This window comes from Mesorhizobium sp. M0051, from assembly GCF_040323235.1.
In the GTDB taxonomy this organism is placed as follows: Bacteria; Pseudomonadota; Alphaproteobacteria; order Rhizobiales; family Rhizobiaceae; genus Mesorhizobium.
In genome coordinates this window covers 58,291-73,373 of record NZ_JAMYUT010000029.1, presented here as the reverse complement: position 1 = coordinate 73,373, position 15,083 = coordinate 58,291, and the positions used below count along the sequence as shown (strand labels likewise).

Annotated in this window: 15 protein-coding genes; 7 read left to right on the top strand and 8 right to left on the bottom strand. The window is 63.1% G+C overall.

The annotated features are described in order from the left end of the window. Positions 1 to 116: 116 nt before the first annotated feature. On the bottom strand, positions 117 to 512 hold the full coding sequence (locus NKJ90_RS25785) for a (R)-mandelonitrile lyase (RefSeq protein ID WP_023761288.1): 396 nt from the start codon (positions 510 to 512) through the stop codon (positions 117 to 119). A gap of 311 nt (positions 513 to 823) precedes the next feature. Between NKJ90_RS25785 and NKJ90_RS25780 the strand changes: the two genes are divergently transcribed. Both NKJ90_RS25780 and NKJ90_RS25775 read left to right on the top strand, forming a co-directional pair. Beyond that, complete coding sequence (locus NKJ90_RS25780; protein WP_031260751.1) at positions 824 to 2,875, top strand: elongation factor G; 2,052 nt, start codon at positions 824 to 826, stop codon at positions 2,873 to 2,875. Between the two features lie 721 nt (positions 2,876 to 3,596). After that, a complete protein-coding gene (locus NKJ90_RS25775; RefSeq protein ID WP_023761286.1) occupies positions 3,597 to 4,094 on the top strand; it encodes a methyltransferase family protein in 498 nt (165 codons plus the stop codon). A gap of 166 nt (positions 4,095 to 4,260) precedes the next feature. Here the strand turns inward: NKJ90_RS25775 and NKJ90_RS25770 are convergent, their stop codons facing one another. After that, positions 4,261 to 5,157: a LysR family transcriptional regulator gene (locus NKJ90_RS25770; RefSeq protein ID WP_023761285.1), complete on the bottom strand. Its 897-nt coding sequence runs from the start codon at positions 5,155 to 5,157 to the stop codon at positions 4,261 to 4,263. 79 nt (positions 5,158 to 5,236) lie between these two features. Further along, entirely contained in the window at positions 5,237 to 6,211 is a 975-nt protein-coding gene (gene trxB, locus NKJ90_RS25765) for a thioredoxin-disulfide reductase (RefSeq protein ID WP_023761284.1), read from the bottom strand. 249 nt (positions 6,212 to 6,460) lie between these two features. Here trxB and NKJ90_RS25760 point away from each other — a divergent pair, with 249 nt between their 5' ends. Together NKJ90_RS25760 and NKJ90_RS25755 are read left to right on the top strand one after the other, a co-directional pair. After that, positions 6,461 to 6,940: an Lrp/AsnC family transcriptional regulator gene (locus NKJ90_RS25760; protein WP_023761283.1), complete on the top strand. Its 480-nt coding sequence runs from the start codon at positions 6,461 to 6,463 to the stop codon at positions 6,938 to 6,940. A gap of 224 nt (positions 6,941 to 7,164) precedes the next feature. Beyond that, complete coding sequence (locus NKJ90_RS25755; protein ID WP_031260750.1) at positions 7,165 to 7,959, top strand: glycosyltransferase family 2 protein; 795 nt, start codon at positions 7,165 to 7,167, stop codon at positions 7,957 to 7,959. Positions 7,960 to 7,963: 4 nt separating this feature from the next. Here the strand turns inward: NKJ90_RS25755 and NKJ90_RS25750 are convergent, their stop codons facing one another. The 5 genes from NKJ90_RS25750 to NKJ90_RS25730 all read right to left on the bottom strand — a co-directional run bounded on the left by NKJ90_RS25750 (position 7,964) and on the right by NKJ90_RS25730 (position 11,929). Then, complete coding sequence (locus tag NKJ90_RS25750; RefSeq protein ID WP_023761281.1) at positions 7,964 to 8,629, bottom strand: D-glycero-alpha-D-manno-heptose-1,7-bisphosphate 7-phosphatase; 666 nt, start codon at positions 8,627 to 8,629, stop codon at positions 7,964 to 7,966. Further along, positions 8,622 to 9,194, bottom strand: a complete 573-nt coding sequence (locus tag NKJ90_RS25745; RefSeq protein WP_023761280.1) for a D-sedoheptulose-7-phosphate isomerase — start codon at positions 9,192 to 9,194, stop codon at positions 8,622 to 8,624. The genes NKJ90_RS25750 and NKJ90_RS25745 overlap by 8 nt, the downstream gene beginning before the upstream one ends. 7 nt (positions 9,195 to 9,201) lie before the next feature. Further along, on the bottom strand, positions 9,202 to 10,695 hold the full coding sequence (gene rfaE1, locus NKJ90_RS25740; RefSeq protein WP_023761279.1) for a D-glycero-beta-D-manno-heptose-7-phosphate kinase: 1,494 nt from the start codon (positions 10,693 to 10,695) through the stop codon (positions 9,202 to 9,204). A gap of 140 nt (positions 10,696 to 10,835) precedes the next feature. Beyond that, positions 10,836 to 11,468, bottom strand: coding sequence for a LysE family translocator (locus NKJ90_RS25735; RefSeq protein WP_023761278.1), 633 nt, complete (start codon positions 11,466 to 11,468; stop codon positions 10,836 to 10,838). A gap of 224 nt (positions 11,469 to 11,692) precedes the next feature. Continuing rightward, entirely contained in the window at positions 11,693 to 11,929 is a 237-nt protein-coding gene (locus NKJ90_RS25730) for a type II toxin-antitoxin system Phd/YefM family antitoxin (RefSeq protein ID WP_023761277.1), read from the bottom strand. A gap of 156 nt (positions 11,930 to 12,085) precedes the next feature. On the opposite strand from NKJ90_RS25730, the gene rfaD reads away from it, so the two are divergent. Genes rfaD through waaC form a run of 3 tightly spaced genes read left to right on the top strand, consistent with a single transcriptional unit; the run spans position 12,086 to position 14,987 of the window. Continuing rightward, on the top strand, positions 12,086 to 13,036 hold the full coding sequence (gene rfaD / locus NKJ90_RS25725; RefSeq protein ID WP_023761276.1) for an ADP-glyceromanno-heptose 6-epimerase: 951 nt from the start codon (positions 12,086 to 12,088) through the stop codon (positions 13,034 to 13,036). After that, on the top strand, positions 13,009 to 14,016 hold the full coding sequence (waaF, locus tag NKJ90_RS25720) for a lipopolysaccharide heptosyltransferase II (protein ID WP_023761275.1): 1,008 nt from the start codon (positions 13,009 to 13,011) through the stop codon (positions 14,014 to 14,016). Before rfaD ends, waaF begins: the two co-directional genes overlap by 28 nt. Then, complete coding sequence (waaC, locus tag NKJ90_RS25715) at positions 14,013 to 14,987, top strand: lipopolysaccharide heptosyltransferase I (RefSeq protein WP_352487121.1); 975 nt, start codon at positions 14,013 to 14,015, stop codon at positions 14,985 to 14,987. Before waaF ends, waaC begins: the two co-directional genes overlap by 4 nt. Positions 14,988 to 15,083 lie beyond the last annotated feature (96 nt).

Below are 15,083 nucleotides of genomic sequence, written 5' to 3'. Positions count from 1 at the left end.
CTCTTTGGCCGAGCGCGCCTCGGCTGGCGCCGCCTCGGCGACCAGCAGGGCGATGGCCTGGAATGCGGCAATCGCCGCCGTCAGCATCCCGGCGTGGAGCCCGCCGGGCTCGCCCCTCAGCCGCCATATTGCTCCGCGGTTACCGCCTCCAGCCAATCGGCATGGACGCCGTCAAGGGCTTCCTGCATGGCGATATGCGTCATCTCCGATGTCGACGCCGCGCCATGCCAGTGCTTTTCACCGGGGGCGAACGAGATGACGTCGCCCGCCCTGATCTCCTGAACCGGTTCGCCCCATGTCTGCGCGAGACCGGCGCCCATGGTGACATAGAGTGTCTGACCAAGCGGATGCGTGTGCCAATGGGTGCGCGCGCCCGGCTCGAAGCTGACCAGCGTGGCCCGCAGCCGCGCCGGCGCCTCTTTCTCGATGATCGGCGTCTGCAACACCCGGCCGGTGAAATACTTGTCTGGCGCTACGATGGTCGGCACGCTGCCGCAGGCAATGATCTTCATGGTCGATGGTTCCTTGAAACGGAGGGCGACGGGTCGCCTGTCCCAGTTTCGGCCGATATCGGCCAACGTGCAACAGTGTTCGACCGCCGACGCCCAGCGTCCGAGCAGCGCGTGTCCGCTTCCGAGTGCCGGATTTCTATTTTTCTTGCCCTGCTGGCAAACAAGTGGGACGATGGCTTTGGGCAGGTAGCGAAACGAAAAGAACCGCCCGCGACGGTCGAACAGGCCGGCCGCCGCTCAGGACCGATTGACCACGCCTGAACCATGAATGCCAGTCGGTCCTGCGGGAAACGCCTGAGTGGAGGTCAGTCATGGGTACTCGCGCCGGAGGACGACGCACGGGACCGAAATGCATTGCCATAGTCGGTCCCTTCGCAAGCGGTAAGACGACACTTCTCGAAGCCATTTTGGCCCGTACCGGCTCAATTCCCCGACAAAATCCCGTTTCATCAGGCAATACCGTTTCAGATTATTCGCCCGAGGCACGGGCTCATGCCATGAGCGTCGAGGCGACGATCGCCACCACCGAATTCATGGGCGAGCAGATCACCTTCGTCGATTGTCCCGGCTCCATCGAATTCTCCTTCGAGGCCGAGCCGGTGCTGGCAGCCTGCGACCTTGCCGTGGTCGTTGCCGAGGCCGACGAAAAGAAGATCCCCGCCCTGCAGCTGATCATGCGCAAGCTCGACGATCTCGGCGTGCCGCGCATCCTGTTTCTCAACAAGGTCGACAAGGCAATCACCGGTGTGCGCGACACGCTGAAGATGCTGCAGCCGGCAAGCTCGGTGCCGTTGCTGCTGCGCCAGATTCCGTTGCGCAAGGACGGCGTCGTCATCGGTTCGATCGATCTGGCGCTGGAGCGTGCCTACATCTATCGCGAATATGCCGAGAGCGAAGTGGCTCAAATTCCGGGCGACGAAAAGGCGCGCGAGCTCGAGGCACGCTTCTCCATGCTGGAGACGCTGGCCGACCACGATGACCAGTTGATGGAACAGCTGCTCGAAGAGATCGAGCCGCCCAAGGACGCCATCTTTGATGATCTTGCCGCCGATCTGCGCGATGGCGCGGTGACGCCGGTGCTGATCGGCACCGCCGAGAAAGGCAACGGCGTGCTGCGCCTCCTGAAGGCGATCCGCCACGACGCACCCGACATCGACGCGACACGCAAGCGGCTCGGCGCACCGGATGGCGCGGCCACCCTGGTCCAGGTGATCAAGACCATCCACACGCCGCATGGCGGCAAACTGTCGGTGTCGCGCATCCTCTCCGGCCAGGTCGTCGACGGCTCCGAACTCTGGCTGCCCGGCGGCGATACGGCCAAGGTGTCCGGCATCTACCGGATGCTTGGCAAGGATCAGTCCAAGCTCACCATCGCCAAGGCCGGCGACACGGTGGCGCTCGGCAAACTGGATGAGGTGAAGACCGGCCAGACGCTGAGTTCGGTCAAGGGCGGCATCAAGCCGCTGATCGAGCTCGAGCCGCCGCAGCCGGTCTTCGCCTTCGCGCTGCGCCCCAAGGAACGCAAGGACGAAGTGAAGATGTCGGCCGCCATCCAGCGGCTGGCCGAGGAAGATCCCTCGCTCAGCTTGCGCCACAACCAGGACTCGGCCGAGACCGTGCTATCCGGCCATGGCGAGATGCATCTGCGCGTGGTGCGCGAGCGGCTGGAAGGCAAGAACCAGATACCGGTCGAAGGCCATGCGCCTGCGGTGCCCTATCGCGAGACGATCCGCAAGCCGGCGCAGCAGCGCGGCCGTCACAAGAAACAGTCCGGCGGTCATGGCCAGTTCGGCGACGTGGTGATCGAGATCAAGCCGCTGCCGCGCGGCTCCGGCTTCCAGTTCACCGACACCATTACCGGCGGCGTCGTGCCGAAGACCTACATCCAGTCGGTCGAAACCGGTGTGCGTGACTATCTGAAGTCCGGGCCGCTCGGCTTTCCCGTCGTCGATGTCGCCGTCAACCTGTCGGACGGCTCGTACCACGCGGTGGATTCCTCCGACATGGCCTTCCAGATGGCGGCCAGGCTGGCAATGAAGGAAGGCATGGCCGCCTGCTCGCCGGTGCTGCTGGAACCGGTGATGAAGGTTGAGATCGTCACGCCGTCCGATGCCACCTCGAAGATCATTGCGCTCATCCCGCAGCGGCGCGGCCAGATCCTTGGTTACGATGCGAGGCCCGGCTGGCCGGGTTGGGATGTCGTCGAGGCCACCATGCCGCAGGCCGAGATCGGCGACCTGATCATCGAACTGCGCTCTGCCACCTCGGGCGTCGCCAGCTACCGTGCCGTCTTCGACCACATGGCCGAACTCACGGGTCGCCTGGCTGACGAGGCAATGAACACCAACGGCAAGGCTGCCTGACCTGCAGCATCGTCAAACGCCTCGGTTCGAGGGGCAAAAAAGAAACGACGCCCAGCGGGGACCGGGCGTCGTTTTGTCTGCGGACCGTTTCCTTGGGAGGTAAAACGGCAGGTCCGCCGCATTGTGTATCGCCGAACTTCGGCGGATGAAACGGTTCGGACGCGGTAGCCGCCTGAGCCCGGGCCGAACGAGTGATGCCCCCATCTCCCGTCCGAACCACACCGCGTCCTATGGTCGGCGTAGCAGGCCGCGGACGTCCGCGATATGTTACCAGAGGTTACATGTCACTGTTACGCGGCAATTGTGATGGATTTTTTGGCCGACCCAGCAGGGCACAGGCAACAAAAAAGCCGGATCAATGAAGATCCGGCTGAGTTTGATTGGAAGTGCCTGTTAAGGCTAACCTCCAGAGGGGAACACTCGAGGGCGCTAATGGGAGGAGAACGCGCCCAGGAGATGATCTATATATGTGCTCATCATGCCCAAGAAACAAGCATCTATTTTGCAACACTCGCATGCAAAAAGACGCAGGCTGTGGTCTACCCCATTCCAGGAGCCAATAGGACCAGAAAAATCGTCAAAATGGAGCGCTGCACTGGGCAATTTCCACTACAGATTCGCCAATCGTCGCTGGTTCTCGGCTCGAGATGCCAAAACTGCGCAGTGACGTGGAAGCGGGCAGCAGGCGTTCATTTCTAAGGCAATCGGGAGGAAAGCTGCCATGCGGACGTTTTCGGCGATCGCCGGCAGTGCGGCCTTCTTCATTGCAGCCCCGGGCGTGATTGCCGGGCTGGTGCCTTGGCTGTTGACCGACCGCTGGGGCTTGCCGTGGTCGAACCTGCCGGGCTTTGTCCCTGCTGGCGGGCTCTTGATCGTCGCCGCGATCGCTGCGTTGCTGCATGCCTTCGGCCGCTTTGCGCTCGAAGGGCTGTGCACGCCCGCTCCGGTCGCGCCGACCGAGAGACTGGTGATCGGCGGCATCTACCGCCATGTCCGCAACCCGATGTATGTCGCCGTGCTTTCGATCATCCTCGGCCAGGCGCTGCTGTTCTCGAGCTGGACGCTGGTCGCCTATGCCGTCATCGGCGCGATCGCCATGGGCTCCTTCGTGCGGCTCTACGAGGAGCCGACATTGGCCCGCCGCTACGGCGCCGAATACGAGACCTACCGTCGCAATGTGCCTGGCTGGCTGCCTCGCCTGACGCCTTGGCGGGGCTAGATTAGGTCAAGCAGAGCCACATGGGGTATGTTGAGATTCAGGTCAGGCCGAGCCGAGAGCGTGAGATTCCGAGAACCGGAACGGAGCGGACATTGGATCCGTGAGTACCGGAAGCGCAGGAAGCCCTCGTTCGCAGGCCCTCATCACCTGAATATCGATATGCCCCTCAGAAGGACCAGCTGCGCGCCTTGGCAATGATGAAATCGCGAAAGACGTGCAGCTTGGCCTGGTTCTTCATCGCGTCCGGATAGGCGAAATAGGTGTCGAAGGATGGCACTTCGGTTTCCGGCAGCAACTGCACCAGGTCGGAGTCCTTGCTGATCACGTAGTCGGGCAGCATCGCAATGCCGGCACCGCCTTGCACCGCGCGCTTGATCGACAATATGTCGTTGATCTGCAGCGTCGGCACCCTTTGTCCGCCTTCGAAATCGCCGACCGTTTCCAGCCAGTTCAGCTCCGACAGATGCGAAGGCACCGGCACGCCGAAGGTGACGATGCGATGAGCCTTCAGCTCGGCGACCGAAGCCGGCTTGCCGTACTTGGCGACATAGGAAGGCGCCGCGTAGAGGTGGAAGTGCACGGTGAACAGCCGGCGCTGGATCAGGTCCGGTTGCTGCGGCTGGCGCAGCCTGATGGCGCAATCGGCCTGGCGCATGGTGAGGTCGAGTTCCTCGTTGGCGAGGATCAGCTGCAGGCTGATTTCGGGATAGAGCTCGATGAACTCCTGCACCCGTTCAGTCAGCCAGCCGGCGCCGAGACCGACCGTCGTCGTCACCCTGAGCACGCCGGAAGGGCGGTCCTTGGTCTCGGTCAGCCGTGACTTGATGGTTTCCAGCTTCATCAGCACGTCATGCGCCGTGCGGAACAGCATCTCGCCCTGCTCGGTCAGCACCAGCCCGCGGGCGTGGCGGTTGAACAGCGGCACGCCGACATCATGCTCGAGCGCGCTGACCTGCCGCGAGATCGCCGATTGCGACAGATGCAATGTCTCGGCCGCATGGGTAAACGACCCCGCCTCCGCCGCAGCGTGAAACACGCGTAGCTTGTCCCAGTCCAACGCCATGATTCCCCTCGTTCTGTTTTGGCGTCTGAATGAAAAATCAGGCTTTTACACGGCATTTCTGAGCCGTTATCTGAACTCTCTACTCGGCCGCTTCGCGGTGCACCTCAATGCCGGCCAGATATTTCTCCGCCTCGAGTGCGGCCATGCAGCCGAGTCCCGCCGCCGTCACTGCCTGGCGGTAGATATCGTCGGTCACATCGCCGGCCGCGAACACGCCGGGCACGTCGGTGCGGGTCGAATCCGGCGCCGTCCACAGATAGCCGTTCGGCTTCTGCTTCAGCTTCCCGGCGAACAGTTCTACTGCCGGTGCGTGGCCGATGGCCACGAATACGCCATCGACCTTGAGGTGCGACACCTCGCCGGTCACCGCATGCTTGAGCTTCAGCCCTTCGACCGAGGGCGGCAACGGTGTCTTGCCGGGACGGCCGGTGATCTCGTCGACGATCGTGTCCCAGATGACGCGGACATTGTCCTTCTTCAAGAGCCGCTCACGCAGGATGCGTTCGGCGCGAAAATCGCTGCGCCTGTGGACGACCGTCACGCTCTTGGCGAGGTTGGACAGATAGAGCGCCTCTTCCACCGCCGAATTGCCGCCGCCGATCACCGCGACATCTTTGCCGCGATAGAAGAAACCATCGCAGGTGGCGCAGGCAGAGACGCCAAAACCCATGAAGGTCTGTTCGGTCGGGATGCCCAGCCATTTGGCCTGCGCGCCGGTGGCGATGATCAGCGCGTCGGCGGTGTAGGTGGTTCCGGAATCGCCCTTGGCACGGAACGGCCGCACGTTGAGATCGACCTCGGTGATGATGTCGTTGATGATGTCGGTGCCGACATGCTCGGCCTGCTTCAGCATCTGCTCCATCAGCCACGGCCCCTGGATCGGGTCGGCGAAGCCGGGATAGTTCTCGACATCGGTGGTGATCATCAGCTGGCCACCCTGCTGCAGGCCGGCGACCAGCATCGGCTTCAGCATGGCGCGGGCGGCGTAGACGGCCGCGGTATAGCCGGCCGGGCCGGAACCGATAATGAGAACAGGCGCGTGCTTGGTGGTCATTCAAAGCCTCTGCGGAGGGTTGCCGGCGATTGCGGCATGGAAAACTCGTCGCTACCGCGCGTAATGTAAGTGTTGCCCACGACGCCAGCAAGGCAAGTTGGCGTTCGTCCCCGGAAAGCTTTGTCGCACCCTTGCGCCGTCTGAACCTGCGAAATATTCCGGGCAAGGGATGGAATGGACAGCGAAGTCGTTTAATTACGAAATCACGCAAGATCCTTGCGTCTTGCCACTGACTTCTCGAGAGCCCTCATGCCGCTCAAGGCCGACCTCGACGCCATCGACTGGAAGATCCTGCGCGAGCTGCAAGGCGACGGCCGCATGACCAATGTCGAACTATCGAGCCGCGTCGGTATTTCGGCACCGCCATGCCTGCGCCGCGTGAAGCGGCTGGAGGAAGCCGGCATCATCCGTGGCTACCGCGCTTTGCTCAACGCGCCGGCGCTCGGTCTCGATGTCGTCGCCTTTTGCCTGATCGGCCTTCATCATCAGGCCGACGCCGAGCTGCGCATCTTTGCCGAGCGCACCCGAGGCTGGCCGATCGTGCGCGACGCCTGGATGGTGTCGGGCGAATCCGATTTCCTGCTGCATTGCGTGGCGAGCGACCTCGGCGCCTTCCAGACCTTCGTCATCGAGGAGCTGACCTCTGCCCCCAATGTCGACACGGTGCGCACCGCGCTCACCATCCGCCGGGTCAAGGACGAAGGGCTGGTCTCGTTCGCACAGCCTTGAGTCGGTCGAACGGCGACGCGAATTCTCGGCTTCGCCACACCAGGGCCGCTTTGGCGTTCGATAGCCTCTCGTGTAGAAAGCCGGATCGTTTTGCCGTGCCCGCTCTGGTGGGTTTCCTGGAGCAATTCCGGGAAAAATGTGTAACGGTTTCCGTCCGGGATTGCTAAAAAAGAGATGGCGCAAGCAGCGCAATTTCCGAGAACAGGGTGCCGCGGGGTGAGATCATGACTCGATTTGCTAGCCCCGTTTCGGCGCTCATCATCTGCATGAACGAAGCCGACATGATCGGCCAGTGCCTGGAAAGCGTCGACTTCTGCGCCGAGATCATCGTCGTCGATTCAGGCTCGACGGACGGCACCCTGGATGTTGTTCAGGAGTTCATCGCCAAGGGCTACCCTATAAGGCTGTTTCACAATGATTGGCCGGGCTTTCCACGCCAGCGGCAATTCGCGCTAGATCAGGCCACGCAGCCATGGTGCATTTCGATTGAAGCCGATGAGGCCATCGACGACCTGCTCAGGCAGTCGATCATCGACGTGACGCAGCCTCGCAATGACGCCTTCGACGGATGGTACATAAGACGCCGAGACAAGCTGAAGGGCTATGGCTACGCGCACCGCTGGGTACTGCACAACAGGCTGCTGCGTCTTTTCCGCCGCGACAAGGCCACCATGGACCTCAACTTGCGGGTCCATGAATCGTTCGAGGTGCCGGGCGAAACCGGCACGATTGAAAATGGCGTGCTGCTGCATCGCCGCGAAATGACCGTCGCCGAAGACCTGGCAAGAGCCAACACCTATTCCGGCCTCAAGGTTGCCACGCTGATCGAAAAAGGCAAGAAGCCTGGCCTCGTGAAACTTGTGCTGTCGCCGTTCGGCAACTTCCTGAAGTTCTATCTGGCCAAGCGCTACTTCCTGTGCGGCCGGCACGGCTTCGTCTATTCGATGATGGTGATGGTGTATTCGTTCGCCACCGAGGCCAAGCTCTACGAAGCGTCGCGAGACAACGATCCGGTGTGAGCCGTCACGGCTCGCCCGAAACGGCGCCAAGTGCCGCTATCGCGGTGAGCAGTCCGTCGAAATCCGCGCGATCGCGCCAGGACCTGACGGTGAAGTCCGGTTGAACAGCCGCTTGCCCGTCGACCAGCCAGCCCTGCGACAGCCCGGCGCGCCGTCCCGCTTCCATGTCGGCCAGCTTGTCGCCAACAATCAGCGAACGTTGCAGATCGAGCCCGAGATGCTTGGCCGCCTCCAGCAGCATGCCCGGATTGGGCTTGCGCATCGGATGGTCGGCGGCCGCGAGCCGGCCGGAGCCCGCCTCGTGATAAGCGCAGGCGAGGACCATATCCACGAATGCATTTTCGGCACCCAGCAGTTCGAGCACGCGGCCATTGACGGCGGCGAAATCGGCCCAACCGTAATAGCCGCGCGCGATGCCCGACTGGTTGGTGACGATGACGACGGGAATGCCGGCCCGGTTGGCAGCGGCGATCACTGCGGCGATATCCTCGCGCAGTACTATTTCGCCGGGATCGTCAGGATAACCGGTATCGAGGTTGATGGTGCCGTCGCGGTCGAGGAACAGCGCCGGCGTGCCTGCGGAGAAGACCCTCGATCCGACCCGCTCGACCCATAGGCCAGGCTCCGCCAGCGGATAGGATCCAGGCGGCGTGTCGTGCGTTTCAGCCATCGCTGAGACGCGCTTCGACGACCTCGCACAGATGGTGATAGAGGCACAGATGCCCCTGCTGGATGATCGGCGTCGAGGTCGACGGCACGTTGAGCAGGATGTCCGTCAGCGACTTCAGCTTGCCGCCGGTGTCGCCGGTCAGGCTGATCACCGTCATATCCATCATCCGCGCCTGTTCGGCTGCGGCGAGGATGCTCGGCGAGTTGCCACTGGTCGAGATTGCCAGAAGCACACCGCCGGCCGCGCCATGCGCCTCGACCTGGCGCGCAAACACCGTGTCGAAGCCATAGTCATTGCCCCAGGCGGTCAGCACGGCGGCATTGGCCGGCAGCGCGATGACATTGTAGGCCTTGCGCTCCTTGAGAAAGCGGCCGACCAGTTCACCGGCGATGTGGATGGCGTCGCTCGCCGAGCCGCCATTGCCGGCAATCAGCAAAGCTTTTCCAGAGGAAAGCGCCGTCACCACGGCGCTCGCCGCACGCTCCATCTCGCCGGTCAGGTCGCGCTCGACCATAGCGGAGATCGCAGCCGCGGAACGGACCAGGTAATCGTTCAGATCAGCCATGAAAACCTCAGTTGGTGATGCCGCCGGCACGCAATTTGCCAATGGTGCCGGTGGTGCTCTTGCCTGCGACGAGATCGACCAGCACGACCCGTCCGCCGGCCTTCTGCACCACATCGGCGCCGACGACGGTGTCGACCGTGTAATCGGCGCCCTTGACCAGTATGTCGGGCAGCAGAGCCTCGATCAGCGCTAAAGGCGTATCCTCTTCGAACACCACGACCGCATCGACCGAAGCCAAGGCGGCGAGCACGCAGGCGCGGTCGTGCTGATCATTGACCGGGCGCCCGGCGCCTTTCAGGCGCCGCACCGAGGCATCGCTGTTGAGACCGAGCACCAGCCGGTCGCACTGGCTGCGCGCGGCGTGCAAGAGGCTGACATGGCCGGCATGCAGGATGTCGAAGCAGCCATTGGTGAAGCCGACGCTCAAGCCCTCATCCTTCCACGCCGCCACCATGCGTGCGGCCGATGTGGCATCGAGGATGGCGTCCTTGTGGGCGGTCGGTCCGTGCGAGCGGAACAGCGCGCCGGTGAGTTCCTCGGCCGTCAGCCGGGCAGTGCCGCGTTTTCCGACCACGACGCCGCCGGCGGCATTGGCGATCGAAGCAGCCATGACGGTATCGGCGCCTGCGGCCAACGCCAGCGCGAAGCTGGCGATCACCGTGTCGCCGGCACCCGAGACGTCGAACACTTCCCGCGCCTGGGTCGCGATGTGGCGCGCCTCGGTCGGACCGACGACGCTCATGCCCTTTTCGCTGCGCGTCGCGACGACGAAGTCGAAGCCGTGCGCCGAAATCAGCTGACGTGCCGCGCCGACAATCTCGTCATCGGCAAACACCGCGTGGCCGACAGCTTCGCCAAGTTCCTTACGGTTCGGGGTGATGGCGGTCGCCCCGGCATAGCGCGCATAGTCGCGACCCTTCGGGTCGACCAGCGCCGGCTTTCCCGCCTCGCGGCAGATGGCGATCAGGTCGGCAGCGACGCCGTCGAGCAGGATGCCCTTGCCGTAATCGGACAGGATGACGATGTCGGCGCGCGTCAGTGCGGCGCGGAAATGACGTATCAGGCCGGCGCGCTCCGACGCATCCAGCGGCTTGACCTCCTCCTCGTCGAAGCGCAACACCTGCTGGTTGAGCGCGCTGAAGCGGCTCTTCGACGATGTCATGCGGCCGCGCTCCTGCGCCAGGCCGGTCGTGTCGGCGCCAAGCTCGCCAAGCATCCGCAGCAGGCTGTCGCCTGCCACATCGGTGCCGATTACCGAGACGGGAACAGCGGTAGCACCGAGCGAAGCGATGTTGGCCACGACATTGCCGGCACCGCCCATCGTCGAGGTCTCGCCGCGCCCGTGCAGCACTGGGATCGGCGCTTCCGGCGAGATCCGCTCAATGACGCCGTTGACGAAACGGTCGAGGATGAAGTCGCCGACCACCAGCACGGTGGCCTGGCCGAACCGCGCAATGGCGCGGTGCAGGGGCTCGGGAGAAGGCGGATTGTGCTTGATCATGTCATCTGCGGCGCGCGGGAAAAGTCGATCTCAGATAGGTCATAGTGCTCGGATTGCGAGGTCGGTCGGTCACGGCGAAGCCGATATACCGCAATTCCATGCAGCGCAACGGCAGGGCATGATCGCGACGGCCCAGGCGGTCAGCTCTTCTGCAGGGCGACATGGACGCCCAGCCCTACCAGCACCGCGCCGCCGGCCCGCTGCATCAGCCGCTGTGCGCGGCTCGAACGTCGCAAGCGACCGATCACGGCACCGGCCAGGAACACGCAGACGACATCGGCCGACGAGAACATCAAATTGACTGTCGTGCCCAGCACGATGAATTGCAGCCAGACCGGAAACGCCGCCGAGGCATCGATGAACTGCGGCAGGAATGCCATGAAGAAGATCGCCGTCTTGGGATTGAGCACCTCGACGGTGATGCTCTCGAAAAAGGCACGTCGTGCCGATTTGCGCTCGATAGCGGGCAGCGCCGTATCGCCCTCCACACGCTTGCGAAACAGCGAGACGCCGAGCCAGATCAGATAGAGCGCGCCGACCAGCTTGACCGCCATGTAGAGCGTCGGCACGGCGTGAAACAGCACCGACAGACCGGCGGCAGCGGCGAAAACATGCACATAACCGCCCAGATGGATGCCAAGGGCTGCAGTAAGGCCGGACCAGCGGCCACGCGCCATCGTCTGCGCCGCGGCATAGAGCATGGCGGGGCCGGGGATGTAGGCGAAGATCGCGGTGGTGACGAAAAACGCGATGAGCAGTTCGGTCGACGGCATTATTGGTCCCTTACGATCATGCCTCTCTCCTGTCGGTTCAGTCGGCGCGCGGGATGGCTTCGGACCGGCCCGTACGGACAGCCGCGATAAAAGCGGACATGATTTTCTTATGGAATGATGGCCACGAAGGCGACAGGCCGTGTCTTGCGGCCTTCGGTCTCGCCGTCTCCGTGTTGGCGATACCACACAGATATGGATATCTCCAGACGTCGGCGGCGATGGGTCTAATCACGATCCAACTCCGCCATGTATTCTTCAAGCATCTTGACATGTTCGGGTGGCGCGTCTTCGGTCGCGTAGACGCGGCGGCTATCGTTGACGAAGCGAGCTTCGTAGGTCTCTATGCTCATCAGGACGTATCTCGGCTTGTTGTGACGAGTGATGGAGACAGGCTGCTGGCTGGCAGCCGCGAGCACGTCTCCAAGATTCTGTTTCAGATCGGTCGATGGATAGCGTTTCATAGGCCACTCCGTTTTGCACATAATAGACAAAATAGACAAAACGGACAAGCCTAAGAAATGATAGATCTGGCGACCACGCCTGCTTTATCGACAGCCCACCCTGCCTCCCCTATAAGGGCCGGAATCGGCAAGTGAAACGCGTATAGGGCCAGCAACATGATCATCGTCACGGGCGGCGCCGGCATGATCGGCTCCAACATCGTCGCAGCTCTGAATGCCGAAGGCCATGACGATATCCTTATCGTCGACGACCTCACCGACGGCCACAAGATCGCCAATCTCGCCGACTTGCAGATCGCCGACTATCTGGACAAGGATGATTTCCTGCCCCGCATGGAGGCAGGTTCACTCGGCCGCATCGAGGCCGTCTTCCACCAAGGCGCTTGCTCGACCACCACCGAGTGGAACGGCAAGTTCATGATGGAGGTGAATTATGCCTTTTCCAAGCGGCTGCTGCATGCAAGCCAGGCACTGCGCGTGCCCTTCCTCTACGCCTCCTCGGCTTCCGTCTACGGCGGCGGCGCGGAGTTTCGCGAGGACCCGGCGCTCGAGCGGCCACTCAACGTCTATGCCTATTCCAAGAAGCTGTTCGACGACTATGTCAGGCGAACGGTGTTCGATACCGACCATTCGCAGGTCGCGGGCCTGCGCTATTTCAACGTCTATGGGCCGCGCGAAGCGCACAAGGGCGCCATGGCGTCGGTCGCTTTCCACCTGGTCAACCAGGTCGAACGGGGCGAAAACCCGAAACTGTTCGGCGCCTATGACGGCTTCGGGCCTGGCGAACAAAGCCGCGATTTCATCCATGTCGGCGATGTCGCCGACGTCAATCTGTGGCTGTGGAAGCGGGATCTGAGCGGCATCTTCAATTGCGGCACCGGCCGCGCCCAGCCCTTCCGCGCCATCGCCGAAACGGTGATCGACACGCTGGGCAAGGGCGAGATCGAGTTCATCGAATTCCCCGACCATCTCAAGGGCAGCTACCAGAGCTTCACGCAAGCTGATATGTCACGTTTGCGCGCGGCCGGTTACAATGGCCAATTCCGGACAGTGGAAACCGGCGTCAGAGACTATGTCGAATGGCTGAGAGCCCAACGATCCTCGTGATCGGTCCACGCTGGGTGGGCGACATGGTGATGGCGCAGTGCCTGTTTTCGGCGCTGAAGGAGCTGCATCCCAACGCCGCCATCGATGTGCTGGCGCCGGCATGGGCCGCGCCGCTGGTCAAGCGCATGCCCGAAATCCGCCAGCAGATCGACTTTCCGCTCAAACCCGGTGCGCTCGAATTCACGCATCGTCGCCGCTTCGGCCGCCTGCTGCAGGGCCGCTATGACGTGGCCTTTGTCCTGCCGGGAAGCTGGAAATCGGCACTGATCCCGTTCTTTGCCCGCATTCCGCGCCGTGTCGGTCATCTGCGCGAAATGCGCTATGGCCTTTTGACCGACATCGTACCGCTGCCCGACAGCGTCAAACGACGTACCGCGCAGGCCTATTTCGGCCTCGCCCAAGGCGCTAGTTTCCGGGCGCCTCGACTAAGCGTGGACACGAAAAACCAGGTTGACCTGCTCGACCGCTTCGGGCTGGCGCCGCAAAAATTCGCGGCACTGATGCCTGGTGCCGAATTCGGCCCGGCCAAGCGCTGGCCGAGTGAAAGCTATGCCGGCCTTGCCCGCGGCTTCATCGGCAAGGGCCTGAAGGTCGCGCTGTTCGGTTCGAAAAACGACCGCGACGTGACGGCGGAGATCGCCGCACTCGCCCCTGGCGTCGTCGATCTCGCCGGCCAGACGCGCCTGGAGGACGCCATCGACCTGATCGCTGCCGCGAGGCTCGCGGTGTCCAACGACAGCGGGCTGATGCATGTCGCCGCTGCCGTCGGCACGCCGATCGTGGCCGTCTATGGCTCGACCTCGCCTGGGAACACGCCGCCGCTGGCCGAGCACCGGGAACTGGTCTGGCTTGGCCTGTCATGCTCGCCCTGCCATCAGAAAATCTGCCCGCTCGGCCACCTCAATTGCCTGAAGACGCTTGAAGTCGGCCAGGTCGCGGCGGCGGCGGACCGCCTGCTGGAAATCCCGGCCGCCGCATGAAGGTGCTGATCGTCAAGACATCCTCGATGGGCGATGTCATCCATACTTTTCCGGCTGTCGAGGATACCAGCCTTAACCGGCCGGACATAAGCTTCGATTGGTGCGTCGAAGAGGCGTTCGCCGGCATCGTGGCGCTGCACCCGGCGATCGACAGAATTCACACGGTGGCGATCCGGCGCTGGCGAAAGGCGCCGTTCGACGGTGGCACCTGGCGCGAGGCCGCCGCCTTGCGCCGAACCTTGCGCGAGTGCCGCTACGATCTCGTCATCGACGCACAAGGCCTGCTGAAATCGGCCCTGGTTGCAAGACAAGCCGGCGCTCCGATTGCCGGCTTCGACCGCTCCAGCGCGCGCGAACCGTCGGCAACTCTGTTCTACGACGTCGCCTATCCCGTGTCGCGCAACCTGCACGCCATCGAACGGACGCGGCAACTGTTCGGGCTGGCGCTCGGCTATCAGCCCGAGCTTTCGACGCTGGATTCCGGAATTGTGCCGCCGGCCGGCACTCTGGCCGGCATCGCCGGGAAAACCGCCTTCCTGCTGCACGGCACCAGCCGCGAAGACAAGAAATGGCCCGTCCAGGACTGGATCGAAACCGCCCGCCTGCTGGTTGAGCGGGGAATGGCGCCGGTCACCACCTGGTCGAACGAGCGCGAGAAGGCCGTGGCCGAAGCGATCGCCAAAGCCGTCCCGTCAACGGTCGTGATGCCGAAATCGCCGCTGGCCGAGATCGCCGCCATCATCGGCCGCTCGACGCTGGTGATCGGCGCCGACACCGGGCTGACCCACCTCGCCAGCGCTTTCGGCCTGCCGACGGTTGCGGTGTTCCTGGCAACCGAGCCAGGTCTCACCGGCCCGCGCGGGCCCTATTCATCGACACTTTTGGCAGCGCCTGGGGAGAGTGTGATTCCGGCGGAGGTGGTGGCGGAGGCAGAGAGGCTAACGGCACTTAAATCACAAGCGCCGGCATAGGACCTTTCAGAATTCGCTCTGGCGAGTCGAATAGCGTGGTTCTTCGAGAACCGGAGCGGAGCGTACTTAAAGTACGTGAGCACCGGAAGCGCAGAA